The sequence below is a fragment of the Peribacillus frigoritolerans genome (genome assembly GCF_001636405.1).
Taxonomy (GTDB): Bacteria; Bacillota; Bacilli; order Bacillales; family DSM-1321; genus Peribacillus; species Peribacillus frigoritolerans.
Map to the genome: position 1 here is coordinate 33,446 of NZ_KV440950.1, position 13,290 is coordinate 46,735.

Annotated in this window: 11 protein-coding genes; 2 read left to right on the forward strand and 9 right to left on the reverse strand. The window is 41.8% G+C overall.

From position 1 onward, the window contains the following. Positions 1-33 precede the first annotated feature (33 nt). A complete protein-coding gene (locus A6755_RS00130; protein WP_034304861.1) occupies positions 34-756 on the forward strand; it encodes an SIS domain-containing protein in 723 nt (240 codons plus the stop codon). 664 nt (positions 757-1,420) lie between these two features. Here the strand turns inward: A6755_RS00130 and A6755_RS00140 are convergent. Both A6755_RS00140 and A6755_RS00145 read right to left on the reverse strand, forming a co-directional pair. Then, positions 1,421-4,537: an MMPL family transporter gene (locus tag A6755_RS00140; RefSeq protein ID WP_063589534.1), complete on the reverse strand. Its 3,117-nt coding sequence runs from the start codon at positions 4,535-4,537 to the stop codon at positions 1,421-1,423. Then, positions 4,534-5,001 (reverse strand): MarR family winged helix-turn-helix transcriptional regulator, encoded by a 468-nt coding sequence (locus A6755_RS00145; protein WP_063589535.1) that lies wholly within the window; start codon positions 4,999-5,001, stop codon positions 4,534-4,536. The genes A6755_RS00140 and A6755_RS00145 overlap by 4 nt, the downstream gene beginning before the upstream one ends. Positions 5,002-5,170: 169 nt before the next feature. On the opposite strand from A6755_RS00145, the gene A6755_RS00150 reads away from it, so the two are divergent. Further along, a complete protein-coding gene (locus A6755_RS00150) occupies positions 5,171-5,695 on the forward strand; it encodes a hypothetical protein (RefSeq protein ID WP_063589536.1) in 525 nt (174 codons plus the stop codon). 353 nt (positions 5,696-6,048) lie between these two features. Here A6755_RS00150 and A6755_RS00155 read toward each other — a convergent pair whose 3' ends face one another. The 7 genes from A6755_RS00155 to A6755_RS00185 form a co-directional block, all read right to left on the reverse strand. Continuing rightward, the gene (locus A6755_RS00155) at positions 6,049-6,939 is read right to left on the reverse strand and encodes a peptidylprolyl isomerase (protein ID WP_063589537.1); all 891 of its coding nucleotides are present in this window, start codon (positions 6,937-6,939) and stop codon (positions 6,049-6,051) included. Positions 6,940-7,259: 320 nt separating this feature from the next. Further along, a complete protein-coding gene (locus A6755_RS00160; protein WP_057276338.1) occupies positions 7,260-8,333 on the reverse strand; it encodes an ABC transporter substrate-binding protein in 1,074 nt (357 codons plus the stop codon). Further along, positions 8,330-9,133, reverse strand: a complete 804-nt coding sequence (locus tag A6755_RS00165; RefSeq protein ID WP_034304873.1) for an ABC transporter permease — start codon at positions 9,131-9,133, stop codon at positions 8,330-8,332. The genes A6755_RS00160 and A6755_RS00165 overlap by 4 nt, the downstream gene beginning before the upstream one ends. Before the next feature lies 1 nt (position 9,134). Beyond that, a complete protein-coding gene (locus tag A6755_RS00170; RefSeq protein ID WP_063592385.1) occupies positions 9,135-9,938 on the reverse strand; it encodes an ABC transporter permease in 804 nt (267 codons plus the stop codon). Further along, positions 9,928-11,037, reverse strand: a complete 1,110-nt coding sequence (locus A6755_RS00175; protein ID WP_034304875.1) for an ABC transporter ATP-binding protein — start codon at positions 11,035-11,037, stop codon at positions 9,928-9,930. The genes A6755_RS00170 and A6755_RS00175 overlap by 11 nt, the downstream gene beginning before the upstream one ends. Positions 11,038-11,098: 61 nt before the next feature. Next, positions 11,099-11,641, reverse strand: coding sequence for a helix-turn-helix domain-containing protein (locus A6755_RS00180; protein WP_034304877.1), 543 nt, complete (start codon positions 11,639-11,641; stop codon positions 11,099-11,101). Between the two features lie 170 nt (positions 11,642-11,811). After that, positions 11,812-13,197, reverse strand: a complete 1,386-nt coding sequence (locus A6755_RS00185; protein ID WP_063589538.1) for a protoporphyrinogen oxidase — start codon at positions 13,195-13,197, stop codon at positions 11,812-11,814. Positions 13,198-13,290 lie beyond the last annotated feature (93 nt).

The following is a 13,290-nucleotide window of genomic DNA, read 5'->3' on the forward strand; positions in this document are numbered from 1 at the left end:
AATTGCCAAAGGTAATCGGAGGGTGTCACATATATGAACTCATACTTTGAAGAAGTGCAGGCTTTACTCACAATTGTGGGAGAACAGGAAAAGCAATCAATTAAGGAATCTGTGAAACATATCTCAAAAGCAGTCATGTCGGATGGGATCATCCATTTATTCGGAAGCGGACACTCCCACATTTTGACCGAAGAGGTATTCTACCGGGCAGGTGGGTTAGCCGCAATTCGTCCAATTTTCGTTGAAGATCTAATGCTTTTTAAAGGAGCTTCAAGGTCATCCCAACTTGAACGCCAAAATGACCTATCAGAGAAATTCATGCATGATGAAGATATCCGTCCTGGTGATGTTTGTATTGTCATTTCGTCATCCGGCGTAAATCCCGTTCCGATAGATGTAGCCACTATCGCAAAAGAAAAAGGGGCATTCGTTATTGGACTAACATCACCGGAGTATGCAAAAAGTTGTTCTTCACGGCATAAACAGAAGCATTATCTCCACGATGTCGTTGATTTGGTCATAGACAATCATATTGCCAAAGGTGACACATTACTGAAATCAAATAATATACCTTTTGGTTCCGGATCGACCGTGGTCGGGGCCGTTCTCCTCAATATGGTTTTCACTCAAGTCATCCAAACGATCATTGAATCAGGGGAAACCCCTCCCGTATTCCTAAGCAGTAATATCGAAGGGGCAGATGAACACAATCAAAAGATCATCGCGAAATATAAAACAAGAATCCCCCAATTATGAAATGGAATACATATTTTTTGTTTCGGTTGTTTATTTCTTATTGTAGTCAAACTCCATCGAGTTGGTCTACAGTTTTTTGAGAGTTTGGAAGTTGAGCGTTGAATTCCACTGCAGGCACTCGCTTTCCGCGGGCGGTCCGTGGTCCGGGAGACTCCTCGGCGTTTGCGCCTGCCTGCGGTGTCTCCCCTGCACTCGTATTCCCGCAGGAGTCTCGCACCTTCCGTTCCAGTCAACAGAGTTTTAGTAATTAGACAGAACTCCATGGGCCAACAGTCTTTCTGCAACTTTTATTGAAACGCTTTTCCATCCCCTCTTAACTAAAAGTTTCATTTAACGAATGAGTGCAGGGCATGTATTTGTTGATTCCACACATTCGTTTCATGCACCAGCAGACGTAACAGATTTGTGTTGTAGACGAGAGTAACACCGATTGAGAAAGTTGGAAAACCTGAAGCTGTTGAAGATGCAGCTTACAAAACCAGTACGCCTGATTATGTGTATGATGGGACTTATGATTGTAATTCTTCCTCCACCGGGCGAGCTTTTAAATCCATTCCCATTTTATAATCATTCAAAAGGGTTTCGGAATAGGAGCATTCCGAAACCCTTTTGTCTACAGTCTGGAGGCATCCGAATGGAGGCCTTCTTTATTTTATATTCCCTTTTATTCCTTATTTTTTAAAAACGGCCACCAATTCGCGTTTCCAAACGTTGCAACCATAACCGGTATAAACAATGGCAAGATGACAAACGCATATAAAGCAAGCCCCACCAATATTAAAGTGGCTATCTCCAAGAGCGATAAAACTCCTGCTGGCATCATGGCAGCAAAGGTTCCGCCCAGAATGACAGCCGCCGAGATGATCACCGTTCCCATTTTTCTCATGGACAGTAACATCGCTTCCTTGACCGGCTTATCTTTCCACTCGTTAAAGCGATCCATCAAGAAAATGCTATAGTCAATGCCAAGAGCAATCAAGATGACGAAGGCAAAGAAAGGAACTGCCCAGCCAATGCCGGCATAACCGAGAATATTAACAAAAATCAACTCTGTAATGGCTGCCGCTGTATAATAAGTCAAAACGAGCGACACTATCAAATAGACAGGCATGATCAAGGATCGCAGCATGAAAAAGAGAATGATTGCAATACCCGACAGCATCAAAACGACCGTCCTTGAGAAATCCTCCCCAGACATCATGCCCAAGTCATGATGTGTACTTGTGATTCCCCCTATCGCCACCTGCGCGTTTTCAAGCTTTGTATCTTTCGTTACTCTTTCAACGGTTGCTTCAATCGAATCGATTTGCTCGATTGCTTCATTGGAATAAGGATTCGCCTTGAATACCACATCCATGGTCATGATTTTACCATCTTCAGATAAATACGCATTCAATGCTTCCCCGAATTCTTCGCTTTCCACTACTTCTTTGGGAATGTACATGCCTGTTACCGTTTTATCCGTTTTTGCCAGCCCTGATAAATAACCCTGTGCGGACGATAGTCCATCATGGACTTCATTCAGACCATCCGCACTTTCATTTAAGCCCTCAGTCAGATCAGTAAGCTGTCCCCCGAGGCTTGAAAAACCATTTAGGAGTTCTTGCTGCCCATTACTTAAGCTAGTAAGGCCTCCTTTAAATCCTGACAGATTATTTATGACTTCCCCCTGACCATTAGCCATGGTGCTTAGACCCTTTTGTAAAGTGTCAACACCTGAAATCAATTGGTTCAGGCCCTCCCCAAGAGAATTTTGCCCCTTTACGATTTCTTCCATATTTTCATTCGCCGTATTCAAACCGCCGGACACTGAGCCAAGATTCCTATTGAGCTCTGAAAGGCCTGCTGCCATGGGCTCCAAGCCACCCTGTGCCCCTTGCACTGTTTGCTTGATCGTTTGATAGGACTGATCAGCCTGTAATTCTGGATGAGTGGCTTCCATTTGCTCAAAGGAAGGATTTAAACCGGCAAGGCTTTGTGATACACCCGTAAGGTTAGTTTGAATTTCTTTATATCGACCCGTGAGCTCACTTAACCCATTAGCTGATTGTTTATAGCCTTCGAGAAGCTGTCCGCTTCCGGTAGCGAGCTTATCCAAGTTTAACTTGACCTCATTCAATCCGTTTTTTATGTCCCCGGTTCCTGAAGACCCATCGCGGATGCCTGCTTCAATGCTTGTTAATGCCTTCTCCACCTGACCTACGCCGCTCTTTAATTCATTGGTCCCGGATATGAGCCCCCCTATTCCGTCCGTCGCTTGCTTCAATCGCGGTCCTGAATCGGAAAGCTCACTGCCTGCCGTTTTCAATCCATCGCTGATTTGTTTAATGCCTTCATTTCCTTCCCCGATTCCCTTTTCCAAGGTTTCGGCTTGATTGGAGACAAATAAGTCCTTAATGGGTTCACCTGTCGGGCGCGTCATGGATCGAACTATTTCAACTTCATCGACCTTGACGATTTCCTGGCTGATTTTTTCAGCAAGTGCGACATAATCTTCCGAATCCATACGTTCGTCATTTTTTATGACAATCTGTGTTGGCATCGATTGTCCCGGGCCGAATTCATCGGAAATGATATTAAATGCCATGATGGAAGGAACATCATCACCCGCTTCTTCAAGGGAGTTATAAGAAATCTTCCCATCATACATAAACAAAAAGGGAACACAGACGATTGCGACGATCATAAGCGCCAATAATGGGCGGTTCAAGGAGAAGTTGCCTAGAATTCCCCATAGTTTACTTTCACTATGCGCAAGTTTCCCTTTCGCCGGCCAGAATAGCTTCTTTCCAAGAACCGCCATGAAAAATGGAACGATCGTATAAAGGGCGATCATTAAAATGAAGACCCCTATGGCAACGGCCGCCGCAGATTGATAGAGCTTAAAAGTAGAAAAACCAATTGCCGCAAAGCCAATCATTACGGTCAGCCCGCTGAAGAAGACAGTCTTACCGGCGGTTCGGTATGTCTCCACGATAGCTTCAGGCAAGGACTCCCGAGACGATAGCTCCTCCTTGAAACGACTAAGCAGCAGGATGCAATAATCAGTTCCGATTCCAAATAAAATGCCAACCAGGAATATTTGGGTGTAAGACGAAATCGGAAAGTCCCATTTATCCACCAGGAATGAGACGATGGATTGGGAACATAAATAAGTGAAACCGACTGTCACTAACGGAATGATCGGTGTCACCACTGAACGGAAGACTATCAGCAATACAGCCAGAATGAAGACCACCGTGATGCCTTCAGTTTTCTTCAGCCCCTCTTGGGAATTGGCATTAAGATCTTCATCAATCATCCAGCTGCTTGTATAATAATGCTCGACATCCACTTGTTCCAACTCTTTATAAAGGGCATCGATCACTTCCTTAGCTTCCCGGTCCCCCTTGACCATCGTGATGGATGTCAAAACCGTTGATTCATTCTCCGAGACCAACTGACCTTTTAGCGAGGGCTCTTTAAAATGAGTCATGACCTCTTTAATGCCAAGCTCCGCTTTATTCTTTTCAAGCTTTTGGATCGCTACTTCGATCTCTTTCAATTCCGGGGAAGACAGCTTCTTATCACCATGAAATACGAGAGCCACTTGTGACTCATCCTTATCCTGGATCTCTTTCATTAGCTCATTGGCCATCCCGGAGGAATACTCTGCCGGCACATCCAGCTGGCCCTTATTCCGGACAAGCTCCGCCATATTCGGTGCCGCAAACAATAAACCTGCCGTAATGGCAACCCATACGATAATGACCAGCCATCTTCCCTTTATGATCCCCCTCATTTATATTCCTCCCGTTCCTCATTCTTCATTTGAATGAAAATTTGTGAAAGCTTCTCATATGTATCAAGGAATTTAACAATCTCTTCATAATCGAATTTCGTCATGATGCTCTCTACCAATTTATGAATCTTATTTTCCGTTTCCTGTAACAACGCTTCCCCCTCTTTGGAAAGCTTCAAATGAAAGACCCTTCGGTCAACCTGGTCCTGTTCCCGTTCTATCAATCCTTTGCCTTCCAGCCTGTTGATGTTGGACGTGACGGCACTCTTATTAATATAAAAGGCATCACTGATTTCCGTCGATGTACACAACCGCTGTTGTTGAATGAACCGTAAAGTATAGTATTGTTCGTTCGTCAGCACATCACAAATCTGATCTTTTATTAAAAGCTCCCCCATCTTATTGACATAGAAAGAAACCTGCATATATCGATCAATCAATCCAGAAACTTTTTCATTAGTCATCGGTGCACCTCCCAAAAAGTAGTTCAGTCATTTAACTATATGTAGAGTACTATTGTTTTATTTATCATGTCAATCCCATGATAGTTTATTATTTCCAGTTTAACTTATGGTAAATAAGGGAAAACCCAAAATAAGCAAACAATCTACTATTCTAAAGGAGGAAATATAAATGACTCAAACAACTATCGAAACTCAAACGAATAGCAAACTTTTAAAAGGGATTCTAATCGGGGGGCTTGTCGGCGGTGCATTGACCTTGCTCGACTCCAACACAAGAAATAAAGTAAAGCGATCTGCCATCCTTTTAAAAGACAACTCCATGAATATGATTGAACAGGTCAAGGAAAATCCCGGCGAAATGAAGGAACAGATGGTATCAGGAGTCAAAGGGGCAACTGATACGATTAAAGAGGCAATCAATGACGTTGAAACACTATATGAAACCGTGAATGAAGACGTGGTGGGTAAAGTATCCGAAGTAAAGGATATCTCCACTGATGCCCTTGGTACAGCGAAGGACGCAACAAGTGAATTAAAAGACATCAGTTCAAAAGTGGTCATTGCCGGCAAGCAGCTGAAAGAAACGCCAGCACAATCATTGAAATCCAATAATGATAAAGGTGAAAAAGAGAGTGATGAAATGGTTAAAAAATCAGGATTATCCAATCAAAAATCCATCTCATCCAACTTCTAATATATAAAAAAGCTGAGGCATTATGCCTCAGCTTTTTTTGTAGTGAAAATGGGCCCGGAAAATGCGCGTTTCATCAAATGAAGTTCCCGAACAACCAAAACAACACCTTCAACTAAATAGGGATGGTTTTATCTAAATTTAAAAACAGAGTTGATTGGAGTGAAAGGTACGAGACTCCTGCTTAGAAAAGCGCGTCTAGGGGAGACACCGCAGGCGCAAGCCGAGGAGGCTCCACGACCGCCCGCGGAAAGCGAGTGCCTGAAGCGGAAAACAACATCCAAATACAAGCCATAATAAAAGCTGAGGCATTTTGCCTCAGCTTCTTTGTTTCGTTATATCCTTCACTTGATACCTTAGTTAGAGCCCTCCAATTTATTCGTTATATCATGGTCTTTTTTCACTTCGGCTAACCAAACTGGATATTCCTCTTGTAATCTTTCAGAAAGAAGCGTTTCTTTAATTACTTCTTTACTGTCTTCTAAATTAGCTTTTTTTGCTTCCTTCTTACCGGTTACTTTTATGATATGGTACCCATATTCGGTTTTGACTGGATCACTGACTTTATTTATATCAAGGTCAAATGCAACATCTTCAAACTCTCCCACCATATCGCCTTTTCCAAAATACCCTAGGCTTCCACCGTTATCCGCCGTTTCAGTATCAGTGGAATATTCAGCTGCCAACTTAGCGAAATCACCGCCTGCTGCAAGTTCTTTCGCAACCTTTTTAGCCGTTTTTTCGTCTTCGACTAAAATATGACTAGCTTCCACTTGTTCCGCTTGAGCAAATGTATCTTTATTATCTTCAAAATACGTACTGATTTCATCGTCCGTTACGGTAATTCTCGGTTCGACCAGTTTTTTCGTTTGCAGGTAAACCACGATGTCCTTTTTTAAAGCATCCATTGAAGAACCGCTTGCTTCCAATTGCTCTTTTAACGACTTTTCATCACCATAGGACTCCACCATAACATCGATTTCTTTCTGGATTTCTTCATCCTTAATTTTGATTCCTGCTTTTTCCGCTTCCATTTCCACCAATTTATTTGTAATTAGCAGGTCTAAAGTATCTGCTCCGTATCCCGCAACAAGCGCGTCATACAGCTCATCCTCATTGATTTTCTCGCCATCGATACTCGCAATTGTCCTATCCATTGCCGAAATCATCGCAAATGCCATGATCCCGGCAATGATTAAAATGCTTCCTGCCCAAATATATGCCTTCGTGCTTTTTAATAGTTTCATGAATAATCTCCCTTAAGTTTTCTATTATGATAGCTTATAAATATTAATTAATCCTTAAGACTTTAACTTAACCTTCAATATGTATGAACTCTATCATTATACTAACATACTTATATCTCTGCAGATATTTTAGAGCATTTCATTCTGCTATGGATTTACATTAAATTTTGGATGATTATAACAAAAAACGGTATTATACCGTTATATCAACTCTTGATATATAGGTAACAGAGTATAATTCGGCTTTCACTCGTGAATTTCGAGCAAACGAAAAAGCATGGTGTACGGAGGGAATTCCTACACCATGCTTTTTTATTTTGTTATTTACGATGCATCTTGAATTCAAGGAAGAGTTCATTGTAACGGGCCAAGTTTTTCTTCCCAAGGTTTTCGTACACTTCCAGTTTCTTCGTCAGTTCAGGTGATGGATAGAAACGTTCATCCTTAACCACTTCTTCAGGCATATATTTAAGTGCTTCTTTATTAGGTGTCGAGTAACTTACATATTCAGCATTTTGAGCTGCAACTTTCGGGTCCAGCATGAAGTTGATGAACTGGTGGGCCGCATCGACATTTTTCGTTGTTTTCGGTATGACCATATTATCAAACCATAAATTGGACCCCTCTTTTGGAACAACGTATTCGAGATCTTCATTTTCAGCCATGATTTCAGAAGCAACTCCCGACCAAACAAGGCCAATAGCCGCTTCCTGGGCTTCCAATAGCATGCGGCTTTCATCTCCCACTATCGCTTTAATATTCGGGGTGAGGGCATCAAGTTTGGTTTTTGCCTCTTGAAGGTGTTCTTCATCTGTATCATTCAATGAATAATTCAAAGAGTTCAGACCCATGCCCATCACTTCTCTAGCGCCATCCGTCAAAAGGATTTCATTTTTTAAATCTTTATCCCATAAATCCGCCCAGGCCGTTATTTCTTTGCCACCGAGCATCTTGGAATTGTAAACAATTCCAACCGTTCCCCAGAAGTACGGGACGGAATATTTATTCTCCGGATCGAATGGCAGATCGATGAATCGCTCATCGATATTTTTCAAATTCGGAAGCTTGGAATGATCCAATGGAACCAGCAAGTCTTCTTGCCTCATCTTATCGATCATATACTCAGACGGTATGGCAATATCATAAGTGGTACCGCCCTGTTCGATTTTAGTCATCATGGCCTCATTCGAATCGAACGTCTCATAAATGACCTTTATACCTGTTTCTTCTTCAAAACGTTCGATTAGATCCGTATCGATGTAATCGCCCCAATTATAGATGGTAAGCGTATTGCTGCTCGTAAATCCCTGCGCTGAATTCAATCTTGAAATCGCATATAGCAGCAAAGCGGATACGAGGGAAATGAGCAAAAACATTTGGAGAAGCCTTTTCATCGTTTCCCCCCCATTCCCGTTTGCCTAACACGTTGAGTTATAAAGTAATAGACGACAACCAACAGCAGTGTCACGACGAACAACAGTGTCGATAGTGCATTGATATTCAATGAAATTCCACGGCGGGCCAATGAATAGATTTCCACGGAAAGAGTGGAGAAACCATTACCGGTCACAAAGAACGTTACCGCAAAATCATCAAGTGAATAAGTCAATGCCATAAAAAAACCAGCAAAGATACCTGGCAAGATGTATGGAAGGATGACTTTCGTCAATACATCCCACCGGCTTGCCCCTAAATCCCGGGCCGCATCAATTAAAGTAGGGCTCATTTCCTGAAGTTTTGGAAGGACCAGCAGCACAACGATTGGGATACTGAAGGCGATATGTGACAACAGTACCGAGTAGAATCCAAGCTTGATCCCGGCCATTGTGAATAAAATCAGGAAGGAAGCACCGATAATCACATCGGGACTGACAATCAATACATTATTCAGTGACAATACCGTATTCTTTGCTTTACTGCTCGTAAAGGAGCGAATTCCAATTGCCCCTATCACCCCGATGATCGTTGCGATCAGTGCAGATAATAAAGCTATCACAAGTGTATTCAATACAATGATCAACAGCCTCGTATCTTGGAACAGCTCTTTGTACCACTCCATCGTGAACCCTTTAAAGTCATACATCGTTCCACCGCTGTTAAAAGAGTAAAAGACTAAAAAGAAAATCGGTGCATAGAGAATGAGAAAAATCAAAACGAGAAACGCTTTTGATATTGGTGATAATTTATTGCCCATTTTACACACCCTGCTTTCGGTTACCCGTTACAAACATAATCAGGAACATTATAATAATCAAAAATACCGCGATCGTGGAACCCATTCCCCAATCCTGTGTTACAAGGAAGTGCTGCTCGATAGCCGTACCAAGCGTAATGACTCGGTTACCGGCAATCAATCTAGTAAGCATGAACAATGAAAGTGCCGGGATGAAGACTACTTGGCATCCCGTCTTTACCCCATCTAACGTCAATGGAAAAATGACACGGCGGAATGTCATCCATCGGGACGCTCCCAAGTCATTGGCCGCATCCAAAAGGGTTGGATTCATTTCATCAAGCGCATTGAATATCGGTAAAATCATAAACGGGATGAAAATATAAACCGAGACGAATATGAAGCTGAAATCCGTAAAGAGAATCTGCTGCTTTCCGATTCCTACCGCCTCCAGGAAACCATTCGCCACACCATACGTGCCAAAAATTCCAATGAAGGCATATGCCTTCAAAAGTAAATTGATCCAGGAAGGCACGATAATCAGTAAAAGCCACAACTGCTTATGCTTGGTTTTCGTTAACAAATAGGCTGTCGGGTAAGCGACTAAAAGGGATATTCCCGTAATCAGGAAAGCATACCAAAATGAGCTCAATGTCATTTTTAAATATACTGGCGTAAAGAACTTTTGATAGTTAATCAATGATAAATTGCCTTCAATGTCAAAGAAGGAATAGTAAAGGATTAACAAAATGGGTGCGATCACGAATAAAGAAATCCATAAGACATAGGGTATGAAGTAAATATTACGGGATATTCTATTCTTCATGACTTTCCCCATCATGATACGCTTCCAGACGCTTATCGAATTCTTCTTCAGTTTCACCCAATCGCATGACATGGATCGATTCCGGTTCGAAATAAAGACCTATTTCATCTCCGACTGCCACTTTTTTCGTTGATTGGACAAGCCATTCATTTCCATCATGGTCATAACAGCTGATTTCATAATGAACACCGCGAAATAGCTGGGAGTCCACCCGAACTTGCAGTTTTCCGCGATCGACGGAAGTAATCTCTAAATCTTCCGGGCGGATGACAATATCGACAGCTTCATTACTGTTCAATCCTTGGTCAACACATTCGAACTGTCTGCCGACGAATTCCACGAGGTAATCTTCAATCATTTTTCCTTTTACAATATTGGACTCACCGATGAAATCGGCAACGAATCGATTCAGCGGTTCATCATAAATATCCGTAGGGGTCCCGCTTTGCTGAATTTTCCCTTTGTTAAGGACAAAAATCTCATCTGACATCGCTAATGCTTCCTCTTGGTCATGAGTGACGAAGATAAACGTGATTCCCAGCCTCTGTTGCAGTTCCCGCAATTCATATTGCATTTCTGTACGCAATTTCAGATCGAGGGCAGATAACGGTTCATCCAGGAGGATGACTTCAGGTTCATTAACAATAGCCCTCGCAATCGCTACCCGTTGCCGCTGACCGCCGGACATTTCCCTGATCTCCCGTTTTTCATACCCCTCCAAATTAACAAAGCTGAGGGCTTCCTTCACCTTGATTTCCACTTCCGAATTCTTCATTTTTTTGATTCGAAGACCAAATGCTACATTTTCAAAAACATTTAAATGCGGAAAAAGTGCATAATCTTGAAATACCGTATTCACTTGCCTTTTATTGGCTGGAACATCATTGATCTTTTTTCCTTCAAAGTAAATATCACCTTTGGAAGCTTCCGTAAATCCGGCAATCAAACGAAGGATCGTGGTCTTCCCACAACCGGAAGGACCCAATAGCGTATAGAACTTCCCTCTCTCGATTTCAAAACTAACATTATCGAGAACTACCGTTTCATCATCAAATTGCTTCGTAACCTGATCGAAGCGTATTATATTCCCATTTGCCATAGCTTCTTCCCTCTCTCCATACCCTTACTCATCAATCTTCAACGATTGCTTTATTTTATTTCTATAAATATGATTCCGTCACCACGAGTAATAATTCGGACGGACCTTCAAAATCATTGATGATTTGATGTTCATCTGAAGCATGAAAATAAATCGATTCCCCTGCCTTGACGAAATACGTGTGTGTACCTAGCTTTACAATGACTCTTCCGCTTAATACATAACCGAATGTTTCCGACAAGGATGGTTCAAATTGTTTGAACTCCCCTTTTTCCTGGAGAGTCAGGCGAATAGGTTCCATTTCCTTTTCATTCGATTCAGGCACGAGCCACTGAATTTGGTATCCCCGTTCTTCATCGATGAAAAATGTTTGTGCTTCTTCTTCATACACTACTTTTTGGACTTGATCCTCATCATCGAAGAACTGCTTCGGCTTGCAGCCGAGTACTTCTAAAATATTGAAAAGAGTTTCAATCGAAGGGGAACTAAGATCCCTTTCCAACTGTGAAATATAACCTTTGCTTAAATCCGTTCTTTCGCCCAATTCTTCCTGGGTCAATCCTTTTTTCAAGCGAAGGTTCTTTATTTTTTTTCCAATTTGCATTCCATAACCCTCAATCGGTTTACTTATAGTAAACACACAGTAGATAAAGTTTTATATAAGTAAACTTTCAGTTTAATTTTACGAATATCATTATACAGGAAATGCCGGAAACTTCAAACGGAATTTCCGGCATTCATTAAAAAAAGGACTGCCGCCTGGCAGTCCCCCTTTTACAACTTCAGACATATCTCTTCCGCTTTCTTTTCCCCATCAGCAATACAATCCGGGATTCCGACTCCATTGTATGAACAACCCGCAAGTAAAACATTCGGATAATTCTCGGAGATTTTCGCCTCCAGTGATTGAACGATTTGAGGATGTTTAATATGGTAGTTCGGCATATTTTCATGCCATTTCGTCACTTCACTCGTAATTGGATTCCCAGAAATGCTTAGACTTTTCATAATGTCGTGTAAAGCCACAGAGATCAATTCCTGTTTTGTAAGGGACTGTAATCGTTCATAGTCCGGACTAGAGCTTTTATAAAAAAGCCTTACCAAAAGCTGACTGTTTTCAGAAGTATGCTTCCATTTCCGGCTTGTCCAGGTGCATGCATTACAAATCAAATCACTATTATCGCCTGCAATGAAACCTGTCCCGTCTTTAGGAAGCATGCTGTCCGGGATATCGAATCCAAGATAAACGCTAATCATCGAACTATTGATCAAGCCGTTGAAATCCTCATCCAACTCCCGATCCCCCAATAATTTCTGTGCAATTGTATCCGGTGTACTCAATACGATAAAGTCCGTTTCCAGCGTTTCACCGTTTGCCAATGTAATGATGTACGCCTCATCATTTCTTCCGATTTTATCTACACTGACCCCTTTTAATATCTCGACCATATTGAGGCTTTCCTCTATTCTTTCCACCAGTGTTGATAAGCCATTTTTAAACGAAAGGAACTTCTTATTTCCCTTGCTTTTGTATTTCTGCTTATTTTCCGATAGACCTCGTATTATACTGCCATATTCATTTTTATAATCCAGCATCTCTGGCAGTGTTTTGGCAATGGTCAATTCATTTAATTTTCCTGAGTAAACACCTGATAGGACAGGCGATATCTGCTTTTGCACCAATTCCTTGCCTAAGAAACTTTCAAGAAATAAACCGATGGAGTCATTCTTCGTAAATGTCTCATTTTTTGTGTAGAAATCCTTTAAGGCGTCGACCTTACCTTGGGCGGAAACCAGATCACTTTTGGCCAGTGACTCCAGGCTCATTGGTATTCCGAATAGGGCATCTTCGGGGATTCCCTTCAGCATCCCATCTGTATGAATGAATGATTTTCCCGTCGCATTATAGACGACTTGGTCCTCCAGGTTCAATTCTTTAAGAAATGGCTGTATATTCTGTTTCCTGGCGACGATCGAATCGGCACCCGCTTCAATTTTAAAAGGACCATCGTGCACAGTCCTTATTTTACCGCCTAGTTCCTCATTTCCTTCTATTAATATTAATCGTACGGAGAGACTCCTCGCTTTAACTGTCTTTTGTAAATAATACATGGTTGATAAACCGGTAATGCCTCCACCTACGACTACGACTGTTTTCATTAGGACTACACCTCGATTAAGATTTTGCAATAAGTAAAGTGTACCATAAGGCAGCGGCATTATTAAAAGCAGCCCTTCTAAAATCTTCGGTTA